Source organism: Chryseobacterium sp., assembly GCF_029240215.1.
GTDB lineage: Bacteria > Bacteroidota > Bacteroidia > Flavobacteriales > Weeksellaceae > Chryseobacterium.
This window is the reverse complement of the sequence record NZ_JARBTK010000001.1, coordinates 696459-715318: the sequence shown is the minus strand read 5'-3', so window position 1 is coordinate 715318 and position 18860 is coordinate 696459. Positions and strand designations below refer to the sequence as shown.

Annotated in this window: 9 protein-coding genes; 6 read left to right on the top strand and 3 right to left on the bottom strand. The window is 35.8% G+C overall.

Translation table 11 applies throughout. From position 1 onward, the window contains the following. The first annotated feature begins 127 nt into the window (after positions 1–127). Both K0R77_RS03125 and K0R77_RS03120 read left to right on the top strand, forming a co-directional pair. Positions 128–1297, top strand: coding sequence for a class I SAM-dependent RNA methyltransferase (locus tag K0R77_RS03125; RefSeq protein ID WP_300347512.1), 1170 nt, complete (start codon positions 128–130; stop codon positions 1295–1297). Positions 1298–1541: 244 nt separating this feature from the next. Beyond that, positions 1542–2546, top strand: coding sequence for a glycosyltransferase (locus K0R77_RS03120; protein WP_300347508.1), 1005 nt, complete (start codon positions 1542–1544; stop codon positions 2544–2546). A gap of 52 nt (positions 2547–2598) precedes the next feature. Here K0R77_RS03120 and K0R77_RS03115 read toward each other — a convergent pair whose 3' ends face one another. After that, on the bottom strand, positions 2599–3825 hold the full coding sequence (locus K0R77_RS03115; protein ID WP_300347504.1) for an aminotransferase class I/II-fold pyridoxal phosphate-dependent enzyme: 1227 nt from the start codon (positions 3823–3825) through the stop codon (positions 2599–2601). A 144-nt stretch (positions 3826–3969) separates the two neighbouring features. On the opposite strand from K0R77_RS03115, the gene K0R77_RS03110 reads away from it, so the two are divergent. Continuing rightward, the gene (locus K0R77_RS03110; RefSeq protein ID WP_300347490.1) at positions 3970–4428 is read left to right on the top strand and encodes an Lrp/AsnC family transcriptional regulator; all 459 of its coding nucleotides are present in this window, start codon (positions 3970–3972) and stop codon (positions 4426–4428) included. A gap of 5 nt (positions 4429–4433) precedes the next feature. On the opposite strand, the gene K0R77_RS03105 is transcribed toward K0R77_RS03110, so the two are convergent. Then, positions 4434–5459 carry a bestrophin family protein gene (locus K0R77_RS03105; protein ID WP_300347487.1) on the bottom strand — a complete coding sequence of 342 codons (1026 nt, stop codon included), beginning with the start codon at positions 5457–5459 and terminating at the stop codon, positions 4434–4436. Positions 5460–5532: 73 nt separating this feature from the next. Next, positions 5533–7605 (bottom strand): thiamine pyrophosphate-dependent enzyme, encoded by a 2073-nt coding sequence (locus K0R77_RS03100; protein ID WP_300347467.1) that lies wholly within the window; start codon positions 7603–7605, stop codon positions 5533–5535. Positions 7606–8029: 424 nt separating this feature from the next. Here K0R77_RS03100 and dnaE point away from each other — a divergent pair, with 424 nt between their 5' ends. The 3 genes from dnaE (at position 8030) to K0R77_RS03085 (ending at position 18833) form a co-directional block, all read left to right on the top strand. After that, positions 8030–12697 (top strand): DNA polymerase III subunit alpha, encoded by a 4668-nt coding sequence (dnaE, locus tag K0R77_RS03095; RefSeq protein WP_300347462.1) that lies wholly within the window; start codon positions 8030–8032, stop codon positions 12695–12697. Between the two features lie 295 nt (positions 12698–12992). Beyond that, positions 12993–15881: a T9SS type A sorting domain-containing protein gene (locus K0R77_RS03090; protein ID WP_300347460.1), complete on the top strand. Its 2889-nt coding sequence runs from the start codon at positions 12993–12995 to the stop codon at positions 15879–15881. A gap of 303 nt (positions 15882–16184) precedes the next feature. Continuing rightward, positions 16185–18833, top strand: a complete 2649-nt coding sequence (locus K0R77_RS03085; protein WP_300347454.1) for a fibronectin type III domain-containing protein — start codon at positions 16185–16187, stop codon at positions 18831–18833. The last annotated feature ends 27 nt before the right edge of the window (positions 18834–18860 follow it).

Sequence of the window (18860 nt, the reverse complement as noted above, 5' to 3'; positions counted from 1 at the left end):
ATAACTAAATTTGTGCGGTTAAAAGAAATGTATTTTAAACATTGCAGGATTGAAACATTCAATTAAATTTGAAATTTAAATTATAATCTTTTGATTTTTAGATAATTAAATCTTTTAATTGCAACTTATGGATACAGAAAATATAAAAATTCAGATAAAAACATTCTTCGGATTAGAAACTGTTTTAGGGGAAGAAATCAAAAAACTGGGCGGAAAAAACGTAGAACTTAAAAATCGTGCAGTAAATTGTGAAGGAGATCTTGGTTTTCTTTACAAAATCAATTATTCTGCAAGAACGGCATTAAAAATTCTTGTTCCCATCGAAGAATTTAAGGCTTACAACGAAACAAAATTCTATGAAAAGCTTTTTAAATTTGAGTGGGACGATTTTATGAGCGTTGACCAGACTTTTGCGATCGATTCTACGGTAAATTCCGAAAGATTCAGCCATTCTCAGTTTATGACCTTTAAAATGAAGGATGCGATTGTTGATTTTTTTCAGAACAGATACGGAAGAAGACCAAGCATCGAAACAAAATCTCCGGACATTAAATTTCACCTTCATATCGATAGAGAATTGGTAACGATCTCTCTCGATTCTTCGGGTGATGCCTTATTCAAAAGAGGATACAGAAAAGAACAGGGTGAAGCACCGATCAATGAGGTTTTAGCAAGCGGAATGCTTCAGTTGGCAGGTTGGGACGGAAAAGGGAACTTTCTTGATCCGATGTGTGGTTCGGGAACGCTTTTGATTGAAGCTGCGATGATTGCGATGGATCTTCCGGCACAACTTTTCAGAAAAAGATTTGCTTTCCAAAACTGGAAAAATTATGATGAAGCTTTATTTACTAAAATCAAAGAATTCAGAATAGAAAGGATAAGAGAATTCCACGGAAAAATCGTTGGTTACGATATTGACGGGAGAATGTTGGATGCTGCAAGAGACAATATAGAATCTGCAGAAATGGAAGATGTAATCGAAGTGAGAAGAGAAAATTTCTTCGATACCAAGAAAGATATGTTCCCATTATTGATGGTCTTCAATCCGCCTTATGACGAGAGAATTTCTATCAATGATGATGATTTCTACAAGAAAATAGGAGATACTTTCAAAACAAATTATCCGAATACTTTGGCGTGGCTGATTTCTTCAGATCTCGATGCTCCAAAGAAAATCGGATTGCGCCCTTCAAGAAAAATCAAGCTTTTCAACGGAAAACTGGAAACCAGATTTTTGCAGTACGAAATGTATGAAGGAACGAAGAAATTGCATAAAATTGAAAATAAAGAAGACTGAAAAATACGTTTTGAATATTTAATTTCAAAACAGCTTTATAAAAAATAGAACTTCATTTGAAGTTCTATTTTTTATTTATTAGAAGCCGGTTTGTCATTCCGTAGGAATCTCAACAACGTTTATAAAGCACCATTTAGATTCCTACGAAATGACAAACTTAGTATATTGCTATTTTTATATTTTAATTAACGGTAAACTGTTTGTAAGTTCATTCACGAATAATTAATTTTGAAAAAATTTCAACTTGAACCCAACTATTTCCATCGTCGTTGCTATATTTAACCGAAGAGACGAACTTTTTGAGCTTTTAAATTCTTTAGTTTCTCAAACAGATAAAGTTTTTGAAATCATTATTGTTGACGATGGCTCTTTGATCGATCTGAAACCAACCATTGGTAATTTTGATGGAATTTTAGACATTAAATATTTCAGGAAAGACAATTCTGGTCCAGGTTTATCTAGAAACTACGGTTCAAAAAGAGCTTCCAACGATTGGCTCGTTTTCGTAGACAGTGATGTAATTGTGGAGAAAGATTATATTGAAAACATTAGAAAAGGTATTCTTACTATTCAATGTGATGCTTTTGGCGGAGCCGATAAAGCACATAAAGGATTTAATCTAATGCAGAAAGCAATTTCTTATTCTATGACTTCAGTTTTTACAACTGGCGGAATCAGAGGGAATAAAAAAGCGGTTTCAAAGTTTCAGCCCAGAAGCTTTAATATGGGAGTGAAGAAAGAAGTTTTCGAAAAAGTTGGCGGTTTTTCTGAAATGAGAATCGGTGAAGATCCTGATCTTTCGATGACGCTTTGGGAAAACGGTTTTTCAACTGCATTTTTTGATGATATCGCCGTTTATCATAAACGTCGTGTAGATTTTGGTAAATTTTCAAAACAGGTGTATCAGTTTGGTTGTGCAAGACCTATTTTGAACCAAAGACATCCGAAATATGTAAAAATCTCATTTGCGTTTCCAACTTTGTTTCTGCTGGGATATGTTTTAGGTTTTATCGAATATTTTATTCTTGGAAGAGGAATTATTCTGGCGTTCTATGGTCTCTATACTTTCATGGTTTTGATTCATGCAATGATTGTTACAAAAAATATTGCGATTGCAGGTATGGCAGTCATTTCCACCTATATTCAGATGTTTTCTTATGGCTACGGTTTTTTAAAATCATGGATTTTACTGAATATTTTCAGAATGAAACCGGAAGAGGCTTTCCCAAAACATTTTCATAAAAATTAATGGAATTATAATTATAAAAAAATGCTGTTGGAATTCCAACAGCATTTTTAAATCAAGATGTAAAAATAGTTTCATGGTGCAGAATGCCTGTTTTGATCATGCATTCTTTCATTTTTTGATAGGTTCGCTCGATGTCGTGGTCGAGACCTATTGAGAATCGTATGAGTCCGTCAGAAATTCCCATTTCTTCTCGTTCTTCTTCCGGTATTTCGGATGAGGTTGAGCTTCCGGAACACGAGAATAATGTTTTATAAAATCCCAAACTTACCGCAAGATATCCGAGATTTTTCTGCTGCATCATTTCCATTAGTTCGTTAGCTTTTTCGGTTGTTTCTGCATCGACAGTCAGAAGTCCGCCAAAACCATATTCTTTTTGCATCATACTTTTCATTAAGTCATGATTTTTGTGAGATTTTAGACCTGGATAAGAAACTTTTAAACCATCATTCTCAAATCTTTCAGCAAGATACATGGCATTGTGGCTATGCTGTTTCATTCGAATGTGAAGGGTTCTTAGGTTTTTCAGAATACTTGCAGACCTGAAGCTGTCCATCGTTGGACCAAGAAGCATACAGGCTCCGTTGTTTACATTTTTGGTGTCATTTATAAATTCTTGCGTACCACAATAAACTCCGCCAACCGTATCACTGCTACCATTAATAAATTTAGTTAAACTGTGAATGACAATATCAGCACCTAAAAGAGTTGGTGATATGGAAAGCGGAGAAAAAGTATTGTCTACAATAAGTTTCAGGTTGTGTTTTTTACAGATTGCCGAAAGTTTTCTCAAATCTGCAACTTCAAGAAGCGGATTGCTCACACTTTCGCAATAAATTATTTTTGTGCTGGGCTGGATCGCATTTTCTATTGATTCAAAATTATTAATATCTACAAAGCTTGTTTCGATATTAAAAGGAGGAAGAAAGTTCTTAAGAAAAGCATACGTTCCGCCATAGATTGTTCTGCTTGAGATGATGTGGTCACCGCTTTTACAGATCTGCATCAAAACAGAAGTAATGGCTCCCATTCCGGAAGCGGTTACATTGGCGGTTTCTGTGTTTTCCATTTTTGCCAAAGCCTGAGAAAGATATAGATTCATCGGGGATGAATGTCTGGAATATAGATAGCAACCGTCTGCATTACCTTCAAAAGTGTCAAACATGGTTTTTGCTGACAGAAATGTGTAGGTAGAGCTGTCTGAAATCGATGGGTTTACTCCTCCGAATTCTCCGAAATATTGTAAATCCTGTATTTCGTTTGCTGCATTAAAATGATCCATATTTTTTTGTTTTAAAAATGAATCTTTTAAATCTTTTGTACAAGATATTAGTAAAAATTTAGATTATAAATCTAGTAATGTCTTAATTTATTGATAAAAAGTTTGTTAATTTTAAATTTATTAAATTTAACCAAAAAAAAATCTATGCACTTTGACGAAACTGATAAAAAACTGCTGCTTTTTCTACAGCAAGATTGTAAGCAAACTACCAAAGAGTTGTCTCACAAATTAGGTTTATCGGTAACTGCTGTTTATGAACGCATCCGAAAGCTTGAAAATAATGGAGTAATCTCAAAATATGTAGCACTTTTAAATAAAACAAAAATTGACAAAAACTTTATCATCCTCTGTCATGTAAAGCTTACTCAGCACAAGAAAGAATATGTTCTTCAGTTTGAAAAAGAAGTGATGACTTTAGATGAGGTCACAGAATGTTTCCATGTAAGTGGTGACTATGATTACATCTTAAAAATCTGTGTAAGAGATATGGAAGATTACCGGAATTTTATGCTGACCAAACTGACGACCATTCAGCATATTGCAAGCACGCAGAGTTCGTTCACGATTTCTGAGGTAAAAAATACAACTGAATTGGTCTTGTAATATTTTTAAACTAAAACTCCATTTTTAGAATCAATTGGATCGGGTAAATCGTCATGTTCCCCGATTAATTGCAAAAGATCGATCTCAATGGTTCGGCAGATAGAGAGCATAGGAACGTCAAACATTAAGCCTGCAAAAGGATTCTCAGAATAATCGCCGACCAATTCCATGATGATATAAATCCAGCCAACAATCACGCAAAACGGGATACACGTCCAGATTCCCCAATCTCCCAATTTGCTGAATTCGCTTACCAAACCTAAAGGTAAAAGTATGATGAAAATGACAATAAAAATAAATCCTGAATTCGCAAACTGTCGTGGTGAGGGGAATTTTTTGATTCTTTCTGCCTGTCCCTGATAATCGTAAAAATCATTCAGACAATTCTGAAGCTGCATATGATCAAAATCGGTGATGACTTTTTTATTTTTCAAATAATTCAAATCTTTCGCTTGTTTTGAATTTAAAAATGTTGCAAAATTTTTATATTTTTCCTGCAATTCACATTCTTCCTCCGAAAGATATTTTTGCTGAAAGAGATGTGTTCTTACATAATCCGGGAAACCTGCTTTTATCAGACGGTTTCTTTTGGTATTAATTTCTCCGAAATGTCTTTCAAGACTCATGTGTTCCCATTCGGTAGGGATGAGAAGTTGTTCTCTTAAAGTGTAAAGCCACGCAATATGACGGTAAACAAGTTGCTTTTTAAAATCTTTTATATAGTGCATTTCACCTTTTTCTGTATCAAAAGCATACAACATTGAAGTAAATGATCTACTTGAATTTACAATGGAACCCCAGATTTTTCTGGCTTCCCAAAGTCGATCATACGCCTGATTACTTTTAAAACCAACAAAGAAAGCAACTGCAGTACCCACCAAAGTAAGCGGAACCAAAGGAATCGTCATCCATTGCCATTCAAAAAAGTAATAAATTGCAGCCACGAAAGTGCTCCACGCAGTAAGCCAAACCAGATGCAGACCAGCAAGATTAGCAATTTGTTTGTAATTGAAATATTTTGTTGTGATCATAAAAATAATAATAAAACCAAGTTAACAAAAACCGTACAAAAAAACCTCTAAATAATATTTAGAGGTTTTAATTTTAATATTTCAACATTTCGTCGATTTTCTTTGAAAGCTTTTCAGCGTTTGGAAGCATTTCTTTTTCCAGGATTAAATTGATAGGAACTGCAGGTGTATCAAGAGATCCCATGGTTTCAACAGGAGCGTCAAGATATTTGAAACAATTTTTAGAAATGCGGTGTGCAAAAGCTTCAGCAAATGAATTGTTTAGTTGTTCCTCTGTCAGAACGATACATTTTCCGTGAGCTTTTACTCTTTCAAAAACCAATTCTTCATCCAAAGGAATGATGGTTCTCAAATCAATTACTTCTACTTTACCACCGAAGTTTTTCACAGCTTCTTTTGCCCAGTAAACTCCCATTCCGTAAGTAACTACGACTACTGTGTTTCCTTTTTTAATTTCATTTTCGTCAGCTTCAATAATAATTTTTCCTTTTCCGAAAGGTAAAATATAGTCTTCAGCAGGTTCGATAGTTTTTGCATCTTCAGTTCCCGGAACTTTACTCCAGTACAAACCTTTATGCTCCAGCATAACTACAGGATTAGGATCGTAGTAAGCTGCTTTCAACAGACCTTTAAAATCTGCCGCGTTGCTTGGATAAGCAATTTTAATTCCTTTAATATTGGCTAAAATACTTTCAACACTTCCGCTGTGGTAAGGTCCGCCGCCGCCATAAGCTCCAATCGGAACTCTGATGATATTGCTTACAGGAAATTTTCCGTTGCTTAAATAATTTGATTTTGAAATCTCGGTAATCAACTGATTGATTCCCGGATAAATATAATCAGCAAACTGCACTTCGACAATCGGTTTTAAACCAACCGCGCTCATTCCTGTCGTCGAACCAATAATGTAAGCTTCCTGAATTGCTGTATTGAAAACTCTTTTGCTTCCGAACTTCTTCCCTAAAGTCACTGTCTCACGGAAAACTCCACCAATTCTTTCGCCAACATCCTGTCCGTACAACAAAGCTTCGGGATGTTTCCACATGATCTCCTGAATTGCATGAATTGCTGCGTCAACCATTACTATTTTTTCTCCGCCTTCCGGTTCACGGGTTCCAACCTCCTCCGTAATCGGTGTCGGTGCGAAAATATGTTGCATCACCGTTTCAGGTTTCGGGTCTTCAGCTTTTTGAGCCCTTTCAAAAGCTTCTTCGGCTTCTAATCTTGCCTTTTTGGTGATTTGCTTTAATAATTCTTCATCAGTACCAGATTCCATCAATTGATTTCTAAGGATTTCTCCCGGATCTTTTGCTCTGTGTTTGGATAAATCTTCTTCATCTCTATAGAATTCTCTTCTCACTCCGGAAGTATGGTGCCCAATCAAAACTGTTTTTGCACAAACTACTAAAGGTTTTCTTTCAGTTCTCACAAAATCAACCGCTTTTTTCATCACTTCAAAACTTTCAGCGAAGTCAGTTCCATCAACTCTCATTCTTCCCAAACCTTCAAATCCGGCTACAAAATCGTAAGCGTCACAAGTTCTTGCTTCTTCTTTAGTTACAGAAATTCCCCATTCGTTATCCTGAACAAGGAAAATGATTGGAAGCTGATGTAAAGCCGCAAATTGTAAAGCTTCACTCACTTCACCTTCAGTTACAGAATTGTCTCCCAAACTGCAGATGACAACAGGATTGTTTTCAAATTGTTCTAAATTAAAATCCTGAATATATTTGATTCCCTGTGCAACTCCGGTGGTAGGAATGGTCTGCATTCCTGTTGCCGAACTTTGGTGAATGATCTTCGGCATATTTTCGTTTCTGCTCGAAGGGTGAGAATAATACGATCTTCCGCCCGAAAAAGGATCATCAGCTTTTGCCAGTAGTTGAAGCATTAATTGATAAGGTTCAAAACCAATTCCTAATAAAATACTTTCGTCTCTGTAATATGGAGAAATCCAGTCTTCTTTTTTTAACTGATAAGCCGTAGCCAATTGAATAGCTTCGTGTCCTCTTGAAGTACTGTGTACGTATTTACAGACATTTCTGTTTTCTTCATAAATATCTGCCATTGCTTTCGCAAGCATCATGTGATTGTAAGCCTTAAGTAAAATATCCTGAGAAACTTTTTCGTGAAGTGTATTTTCCATAGAAAGCAAAGATAAACATATTTTGGATTTTGAAAAATAATTGCCTAACAATTGATAGGGAAGATTGTTTTCAGTGACAAAGTTTGAATGAAGTCAGTGTGAAGTCTACTTTTTTTCCAATGCTTTTATTTGAAATAGTATTTAATACAACCCTTCCAGCGTTTTAAACGCTGGAAGGGTTCTGGGAGTGTTATCGACGGAAATGACTTTTCAGTTTTAAAAATCTTTAATTTTGATATAATGAATTCTAAATGTTTTCAATTTAAATCAAGTCAAAATTAAAGTGTTTCTGATGTGTTACAAAATATTAGGAACACTCTCATTTATACAAAAATCAAGTCAGTTTCTAGCCCCGAAATTACTATAAAAACCAAAAAATACACTAACTTTACATTCTTTTTTAAATAAAAGTCAGAGATAATTTATGTATTTAGTTTTTGACACAGAAACCACAGGTTTACCGAAAAATTTCAACGCACCGCTTTCAGATTCAGACAACTGGCCAAGAATGGTTCAGATTGCATGGCAACTGCATGATGATGATGGTGTCTTGCTTGAAAACCAGGATTATATAATTAAACCGGAAGGTTACGATATACCATTCAACGCTGCAAGAATTCACGGAATTACTACAAAAATAGCCAACGAAGAGGGGCGTGATCTTCAGGAAATTTTAGAAGAATTTGCTGAAGTTTTAGAAAGAGTACGAGTTGTCTCCGGGCACAATGTTGAGTTCGATTATAATATTGTCGGAGCAGAATTTTTTAGAAAAAACATCAAAGATAATCTTCAGGAGAAGCCGAAAGCAGATACCATGATTCTGGGAACAGATTATTGTCAGCTCGGCGGTGGAAGAGGAGGAAGATATAAATCTCCAAAACTGGAAGAATTATACGAGAAATTATACGGTCACAAATTTGACGAAGCGCACAATGCTGCAGCCGATGTGAATGCCACGGCTCAGGTTTTCTTTGAAATGATGCGTATCGGAATTATTCCTGCTGAGGTTTTGAAAACTTCTGAGGATCAATTGGCGTATTTTAAAACGCTTCATCCCAATCCGATCAAACCTTTTGAGATAGTTATCAGAAGGCAGGTTGCAGATTTTAATAACAAGAAAAAACAATCTGATGTCGGTAGTATTGATGATATTGATTTAGGACGATACTTCAATTTCGATAATAAAAGTGTTTTTTCAACGTTGACGGCAACTTCCAGCATTAATGATTTAATTAAAAAAGCCTCAGACGAAAATTTCCCCGCTGTCGGAATGGTCGATCTCGGAAATATGATGGGTGCATTTAAATTTGTTTCTGCTGTAGAATCTGCCAATTCTGACCGTTCAAAAAAACATAAAGAATATTTAGCAAAAAAACAGGAAGCTGAAGAAAACGGAACGGAATTTAACGAGCCCGAACCTGTTTCAGAACCTTTGATTCCTGTCGTGGGCTGTGAGTTTTATATTTCTGACCGTTACGAACAAAAGCAATTTACAAAAGATGATCCGGACAGAAGAACGCAGGTTGTCTTGCTAGCTAAAGATTTTAACGGATATAAAAATTTAGCAAAACTTTCAAGTATCGGATTTTTAAAAGGATTCTATTTCGGAGTTCCAAGGATCAGCCGTGAATTGATTGCTGAATATAAAGAAGGATTGATTGCACTCACTTCCGGAATCAATGGTGATATTCCCGATGCGATTTTAAATACCGGAGAACAAAAAGGGGAGGAGCTTTTCAGATGGTGGAAAGATACTTTTGAAGATGATTTTTATGTTCAGATTCAGAATCATAAACTTCCTGAAGAAGAGCATTTAAATGATGTACTCTTACATTTTGCAGATAAATATCAAGTTAAAATTTTAGCACAAAACCAAACTTATTACACCGACAAAGATGATTCTAATATTCAGGATATTGTAAGCTGCATCAAAGACGGTGAAAAGTTGACAACACCTGTAGGAAAAGGCTTTGGAAAGAGAAGAGGATTGGCAACCGGCGAATATTATATTAAAAATTCGCATGAAATCAAGGAAGCTTTTCTGAATTATCCGGATGCTTTTGATGCCTATGAAGAATTTACGGCAAAATTCAGTCCTTACACTTTAAAAAGAGATGTTTTACTTCCAAAATTTGATATTCCGGAGGAATTTATTCACGCAGAAGATGAAGTTGATGGCGGAAAACGTGGTGAAATGGCTTATTTGACACATTTAACTTACGAAGGTGCGAAAAAGAGATATGTTGCAACCGGAATTACTGCCGAAATTAAAGAACGTCTTGATTTTGAGCTGGAAGTTGTTGCCAATACAGGTTATCCCGGTTACTTTCTGATTGTACAGGATTTCTGTAACGAAGCCCGTAAAATGGGAGTTTGGGTTGGTCCCGGTCGTGGTTCTGCAGCAGGTTCAGCAGTTGCCTACTGTACCGGAATTACCAATGTTGACCCCATTAAATATGATCTCCTTTTTGAGAGATTCTTAAATCCGGAAAGGATTTCGATGCCCGATATTGATATTGATTTTGATGATGAAGGTCGTGATAAAATCATCAAATGGGTAGTTGAAAAATATGGTAAAAATCAGGTGGCACAGATTATTACTTATTCGGTTTTAGGTGGAAAATCAGCAATTAAAGATGCCGGAAGGGTTTTGGATTTGCCAATTCCCGATACCAACAATATTGCAAAATTGATTCCGCCAAGTCCGGGAATGAATATTGCAAAAGCTTTGGCAAAATATGATAAACTGAAACCTGAAGATCAAATGCTGGTTGACGAGATGAAGTTTGTTTTGGGTAATCCCGATGATCCTCGTCATGATGTTTTGGGAAGTGCCAAAAAGATGGAAGGCTGTATAAGAAACACGGGAATTCACGCTTGTGGTGTTATTATTACACCGGAAGATGTGAGTAATCTTGTTCCTGTTACGATTGCTGCCAAAGATGCTGATATTTTAGTTTCTCAGTTTGACAACTCGGTTGCGGAAAGTGCGGGGCTTTTGAAGATGGACTTTTTGGGACTTAGAACATTGACGATCATCAAAGACGCTTTAAAATTAATTAAACAAAGACATAATGTAGATATCGATCCGGATACAATTCCTTTGGATGATATGAAAACATATCAGTTATTTAAAGAAGGAAGAACGGTCGGGATTTTCCAGTATGAAAGTCCGGGAATGCAAAAATATATGCGGGAACTGAAACCAACGGTTTTTGCCGATCTTATTGCGATGAATGCATTGTATCGTCCTGGTCCGATCAAATATATTCCAAACTTTATCAACAGAAAGCACGGAATCGAAGAAATTGTTTACGATTTACCCGAAACTGAGGAATACTTAAAAGAAACCTACGGAATTACTGTTTACCAGGAGCAGGTAATGCTTTTATCTCAAAAATTAGCCAATTTCACGAAAGGTGAAGCCGATACGCTGAGAAAGGCGATGGGTAAAAAGCAGATTGAAGTTTTGAATAAAATGTATCCAAAATTTATTGAAGGCGGAAGAAAAAATAATCTGGATGAAGGACCTTTAGAAAAAATCTGGAACGACTGGAAAGCCTTTGCAGAATATGCTTTCAATAAATCTCACTCCACCTGTTATGCTTTAATTGCTTATCAGACTGCATATTTAAAGGCGAATTATCCTGCGGAATATATGGCGAGTGTGATGAGTAACAATATCAACAATACCGACTCGATCACAATGTTCATGGAGGATTGTAAAAGTATTGGTGTAGACGTTTTAGGACCCGATGTGAACGAATCCCAGTATAAATTTTCGGTAAATGAAAAAGGTCAGATCCGTTTTGGGTTGGGAGCAATTAAAGGAATCGGGGAAGGGCCGAGTGAAGCTATAACGAAAGAAAGATCAAACGGAAGATTTAAAAATATTTATGATTTTTTTGAAAGAATCTTACCTTCTCAAATGAATAAGAGAGTAGCGGAAAGCTTGGTTTTGGCAGGAGCTTTTGATGAATTTAATATGTATCACAGAGGTCAGTATTTTGATATTGATATGGCGGGAAGAACGAATCTTGAACGACTCATCAGATACGGACAAAGTTTTCAGGAGAGTAAAAATGAGATGGAAAATTCTCTTTTCGCAGATTTTGCCGAAGAGGTTCAGATCGAGCAGCCAAAATTAGCACCTTGCCCGGAATGGCCAAATATGCATAAATTAAACAAAGAAAAAGAAATCATCGGTTTCTATCTTTCTGCGCATCCTTTAGATGAATTCAAATATCACTATCAGTTTATGCAGGGTAAACTTTCTAAAAAATCGGTCTTGGAAAAAGAAGATGAGGTGAAAGTAGTGATTGATGAGGTTCCTATTCTGGAAGTTGATGACAAGGATGAAACAGTAGATATTACAGAAATCGTTTCTGATGATATTGTCGCCGGAGAAGAAGAAATTATTGAAGAAGCGGTCAAAAAAGCTGAGCCAAAAGGTAATTTCGGGTTTTTAAATCTTGATGAAGTTGATGCTTATAAAGAGCAGGCTTTTGCGAATAAGCCCGCAGAGCTGTTTGAAGAGAAAAAGAAAGACTGGAAAACCCTTCAGAAAGAAAGAGAGAATGGTGGTGGCGGAAAAGAATTTACCGTCGCCGGTTTAATTACTGAATACGTGGTAAAAGATGGTTTTAAAAGTGGAGAAAAAGTGGCATTTTTAACCTTAGAAGATTACTCAGGATCTTACTCTTTCAGACTAGGCGACCGTGATTATATGAGGTTGAAAGAAAAACTGGAAGTACAGCGTTTTGTTATTTTAAAAATAAAATTTGCTCAGGTAAAAGATGGTCGGGTTTTCGTAAATGTTGTCGATGTAATTGAGCTTCAGGAAGCATTTGAAAAGTTTGCAAAAAGTATTTCTTTGGTAATGGATATTATGGATTTCAGAAAAGAAGATCTGGAGTTCTTCAGAAATGTACTTGATCAGAATAAAGGTGATCAGAAGTTCAAATTTTTCATTAAAAACCCGGAAGAAGATTCTCATATTGAGTTGCAATCGATGAAGTATTCTGTTGATTTAAACGGCGATTTGATTAAAGAAATTCAGTTATTGAATAAATATGAGTTTTATCTCAATTGATTATTAGTTAAAATTCTTCAAAAAGCGACTTTTTTAGTCGCTTTTTTTTGTTTATAATGATAATAAATTACAATCTTACATGGATAACTCAATTGTTGTTGATTTTTTTTTGTTAAATTAATGTATTGGAAATCAATTCATTGTAAATTTAATTCTGTAAATAATTAAATGGATGTTTAAATTATATTTAATTATTTTTAAGTATTTATGTGTTTTAAATAAAAAATTAGGATAATTTTTGATGAATTTTGCAAATATTTAGTAATTTAACTCCCTAATTTTAATTTAACTAAGTATGAAAAAATTAAATCTATTCTTTCTACTTTTAATGAGTTTATTAACTTATCAAAAGTATTGGGGACAAGCCTACACTGTTCCGGTTTGTAACGGAACAATTGGGACGAACAGCTATGGAGCGCCAAATAGTAATGCGACATTAAATTCTAAGAGCCGTGGAGCTTTTATTATTCCGGCATCACAATTAACGGCTATAGCTAATAATTCAATTACATCAACGTATTTGAAAAGGTATACTGCATCAGGAACCCTAAATGCTGATGCTAATTTCAAAATCTATTTGATGAATACCACTGCTACTGATTTTGGGTCAGGAGCGTTAGATTGGGCTACTGCAATTACCGGGGCAACATTGGTGTATGATTCTAATCCTCAAACTGCTGTAGGAAACTCTGCTGGTTTTAAACAATTTGTTCATTCGGTCAACTTTCCTTATACCTCAGGAAGTAATCTTGCCGTATTTACAGAATACAGCCAAACCACAGCGCAAGCTGCAACAATTAACTGGGAATATGAATATTCTTCCCCATGTGTAAATACGAGTAATAGCAATACAACAAAATATGTAACAACAACTTCAGCGTTTGGAGCTACTCTTACTTCATCAGATTACAGAAGACCTCATATTGCATTTGATGTGCCTCCGACCTCTGCTCCGAGTTGTACTACGCTGACTTTCCCTACTGCAGGAGCGATAAACGTTCCTTACTCTCCGACTTTGACATGGAATGCAGTTTCAGGGGCTGGTGCAGCATCAAGCTATAAATTAAGAATTGGAACAACTCCGGGTGGAGCTGATATTGTTGCTAATACTAATATTGGTAATGTAACTTCGTATGCTCTTTCAAATCTTACGGCTTCTACAACATATTATGTAACAATTACTCCTGTCAATATACTTGGTGAAGCTTCAGGGTGTACGGAAACTTCATTTACTGTAGCAGGTCCTCCTGTTAATGATAATTGTGCTAATGCTACTACCTTAACTGTGAATTCAGATATGAATTGTGGGGTAACTACAGCAGGAAATACTTTAGGGGCAACTAATTCGGGGATTACTATGGTGTCTCCGTGTAGTACAACGGCTGTTGGTGATGATGATGTTTGGTATTCCTTTGTAGCTACATCTGCAACACATGTTGTTACCTTGACAAATGTTGTTTCTACAGGAACTACAAGTACTACAGATGCATATTTTCAAGTATTAAGTGGTGCTTGCGGTTCTCAGGCTAGTGTACTTTGTTCAGATCCAAATGCTGCTCTGGTAACGGGTTTAACTGCTGGGCAGACTTATTATATAAGAGTGTTTACATTTGGTGAATCTAACGCAGGAGGTAGAAATATTAGCTTTAATATTTGTGTAGGAACACCGCCGCCGCCGCCAGCAAATGATAATTGTTCAGGTGCGACATCTTTAACAGTAAGTACCGGATCTTTATGTGCTAATCCTGTAGCCGGAACTACTTTATCTGCTACGGATTCTGGCATTGCTGTTTCTCCATGTACAGGAACGGCAGATGATGATGTTTGGTATTCATTTGTAGCTACCTCTGCAACGCATACTGTGGCTTTGACAAATGTTGTATCTGTAGGAGTTACTTCCTCAACGTCACTATACCTACAGGTTTTAGGTGGTACTTGCGGGTCATTAACAAGTATTATTTGTGATACATCTTCTGCTACACCCGCACAGCTTACCGGCTTGACGGTTGGTAATACTTATTATATAAGAGTTTATAATAGTAATGGAGCGGGTTATGCCAATTCGTTTAATATTTGTGTTACTACTCCAGTTGCGCCGGCAAATGATAACTGTGCAAATGCTGTTACATTGACTGTGAATCCTGATCTTTTATGTGGTGTTACAACTTCCGGAACTACATCTAGTGCAACGAATTCATCTGTTGCAGTTTCTCCTTGTACAGGTACGGCAGATGATGATGTTTGGTACTCTTTTGTAGCAACAAATGCATCGCATGTTATTGCTTTATCAAATGTAATTTCTACGGGAAGTACATCTTCTACAAGTTTATATACTCAAGTATTTAGTGGAGCGTGTGGAACATTAACAAGTGTTGTTTGTGGTACCTCAACCTCTACAACTGCTACTGGTTTAACATTAGGACAAACTTATTATGTGAGAGTCTATAACAGTAATGGTGCAGGATATAGCAATAGTTTTAATATCTGTGTAGGAACACCACCACCACCACCAGCAAATGATAATTGTTCAGGTGCAATTGGTTTAACTCCAGGAGCAACTTTCGTTCAGAATGCTATAGCAGGAACAACAGTTAGTTCTGCTAATACACCAGCTTTAACGGCAAGTTGTTTAGCTACACCAACAAATGTTGGAGGAAATGTATGGTATAGTGTAATTGTGCCAGCTTCAGGTAATTTAACAATTGAAACAGATGCAGTTACAGGTTCTCCTTTATTAGATACGGTTGTATCTGTGTTTGCAGATTGTACATCAACCACATCTTTAGGTTGTAACGATGATGATGGAAATGGTAATTTTTCTAAATTAGTATTAACGGGTCAAACTCCTGGAGCTATATTGTATATAAGTGTTTGGAGGTTTTCAACTGCAGTTGATGGTGCTTTTCAAATTTCTGCTTACGATGCGAGTTTATCGACATCAGAAGTGGTGAAATTGAATGACAAGATCAAAGTTTATCCAAATCCATTTGCTGATGTATTAAACATTTCAGATGTAGCTAATGTGAAATCAATTTTAGTAATGGATATTGCGGGAAGAATAGTGAAAACTATAGAAAAACCAAGTTCTACTCTTCAGTTAGGAGAATTGAAATCTGGAATGTACATAGTTGTTCTTAATATGAATGATGGTTCCAGACAAACTATAAAGGCAATTAAAAAATAATATTGTATTTTTTAATATTAATCAATAGCGGCTATAAATAGCCGCTGTTTTTTTTTTGAATTATTATGAATTTGGGCAAATCTTAAAGAAGTTATTATTCTGGTATTTAATATGTTTTAAGTAATTCTTGATGAAAACATATTAATTGTTTTTTGGAAAATTAGTTAAAAAAATCAAATGTTTGTTTGAAAATCTTTAGTAGATTTTGTTATTTATTGAAATTTATATAAAAATTTAAGATAATTTTCAATGTATATTGCAAATATTTAGTAATTTCGCCCCCTAATTTTAATTTAACTAAGTATGAAGAAACTTTTACTAACGTACCTTTTATTTATAGGTACATTAATCTCTGCTCAGGTCACTTTGGGATCTGGTACTACAAGTGGTGGAGTATCCACGTCAGTTGCTACTGTACCTTGGAGTACATATTATGGCTATAGCTATACTCAGCAGATCTTGACAAAGACCGATATAAACGCAGATGCTGCAGGAAGTATAACGGGGCTCAAGTTTTATTTGGGAGCATCACAAGTAATTACTAACTCAAATGAAGTTGTAGTTTACGTAGGATTAACAAACAAAACAAATTTCTCTTCTGCAACCGACTGGATTCCTACAACTTCACTTACACAGGTTTTTAGTGGAGTAGCAACCAATAATGCGGGAGTTGTGGAGATTACTTTTTCAACACCATTTGCTTATGATAACGTAAATAATTTGGTAATTGCTGTAGATGAAAATAAATCTGGAGATGACGGTGGAGAACATTTTTACACATATTCAAATGGATCTAATAAGACTTTGTATTATAGAAGCGATTCTACAAACCCTAATCCTGTATCAATTACACAAACTGGTACAAGATCTGCAACACAGTCTGTTGTTACCTTGCTTGGTCTTACTCCTAGTCCTATTCCTAGCTGCCCTTCGGTTACTTCGCCATCTGCCGCAGCAACAGGTGTTTCTGTTACCCCAACAATAACTTGGGGAACAATAGGTAATGCAACAGGTTATAGACTTTCAGTTGGTACAACAGCCGGAGGAACTGATATAATAAATAGTCAGGATCTGGGTAATGTGACTAGCTTTGTTTTTTCGACATCGCTTGAATATAATAAGCAATATTTTTATACAGTAACGGCTTACAATGGAACTATTCCGTCAGTAAATTGCGTGGAAAGATCATTCACTACTGTAAATATACCATGTCCTACTGTTTCTGCTCCTATAGCAAATGCAACAGACGTCCCATTGTCTCCTTCGATCACATGGGCTGCTATAAATGGAGCTACTGGTTATAAAATTAAAGTTGGAACAACAACTGGAGGTACAGATATTGTAAATAATCAGGATGTTGGAAATGTACTGACATATTCTTTTGCAACACCACTGAATTCATCTACTAAGTATTATTATACTGTAACTTCTTATAATGCTACAACTTCTTCTACAAGTTGTACAGAACGAAACTTTACTACAATTTGTACGGCGATTACAGCTCCATATGCAGAAAACTTTGATACTACTGCTGTAGGATCTTCTACAAATACCAATGCGCCTACTTGTTGGAGATATCTTGAGCCATCTGGATGGGCTGGATATGGATATGTGAGTACGACTGCTTTCACATCTGCACCTAATGGCTATTATATATATAGTGATGCTGCAAGTACAGGAGGCGGAATGTTAGTGTCTCCACAGACTACAAATTTGACAAACGGAAACAATAGAGTTCGTTTCTCTGCAAATGCTGGCGGAAGTTCATATACTATGGAAGTTGGAACTTTATCAGATCCTACTGATGCAAGTACGTTTGTTGCCATTGGTAGCCCAATAAATTTAACAACAACACTTACTCAATATACTGTAAATATTCCTGCAGGAACAAATCAGTATTTAGCTCTAAGACATGCAGGAGGTGGTACTTATAGATCTGTTCGTTTTGATGATATTAGTATTGAGCCGATTCCGACTTGTTTAGAGCCAACGGCGGTTGTTGCGTCAGCTATTACTAGTAATAGTGCTACTTTAGCTTGGACTGCACCAGCGACTGCACCAGCAAGTGGATATAATATTTATTACAGCACTACTAATACAGCTCCAACGGCTACAACAACACCAACATTAAGTGTTACGGCAACGACGACACCTCTGTCTCCACTTACTCCAGCAACAACTTATTATGTTTGGGTAAGATCAAATTGTGGTTCAAGTCAATCTCCTTGGACGACTATAGTAACATTTACAACTTTAGCATTACCACCAGCAAATGACAATTGTACAGCTCCTACATCAATAACTCCAGGTGCTGCATTTGCTCAAAATCCTGTAACCGGAACTACTATAGGTGCTACACTTACAAGTGATACTACAGCTACAACAGCTTGTCAAACAACAAGGTTTGCTGATACTTGGTATTCAGTAGTTGTACCTGCAAGTGGAAATATTACTATAGAAACTAAATCAGTAGTAGGATCTTCTGTTACAGATACAGTTTTAGGTGTTTATACGGGTTCTTGTGGCACTTTAACTTCTGTAGGTTGTGATGATGATAGTTCTACTGACGGAAACTTCTCACTTTTAAACTTAACAGCTGCAAATGGAATTACTCCAGGTCAAACTCTATTAATAGGTGTTTGGAATTATAGTTCTGCAAATAATGGTACTTTCCAAATCTCAGCTTATGATGCAAGTTTGTCAACTTCAGAAGCTGGTCAGATTAAGAATAATCTTACAGCTTATCCAAATCCATTTGCTGATGTATTAAACATCTCAGATGTGAAAAACTTGAAATCTGTTTCAGTGGTTGATATTGCTGGAAGATTAGTAAAAACTATAGAAAAACCAGGTTCTTCTCTTCAGTTAGGAGAATTGAAATCTGGAATGTATGTAGTTATACTTAATATGAATGATGGTTCTAAGCAAACTATTAAAGCAATTAAGAAATAAAATTTCCTAAATTTTTTTTAAGAGAGG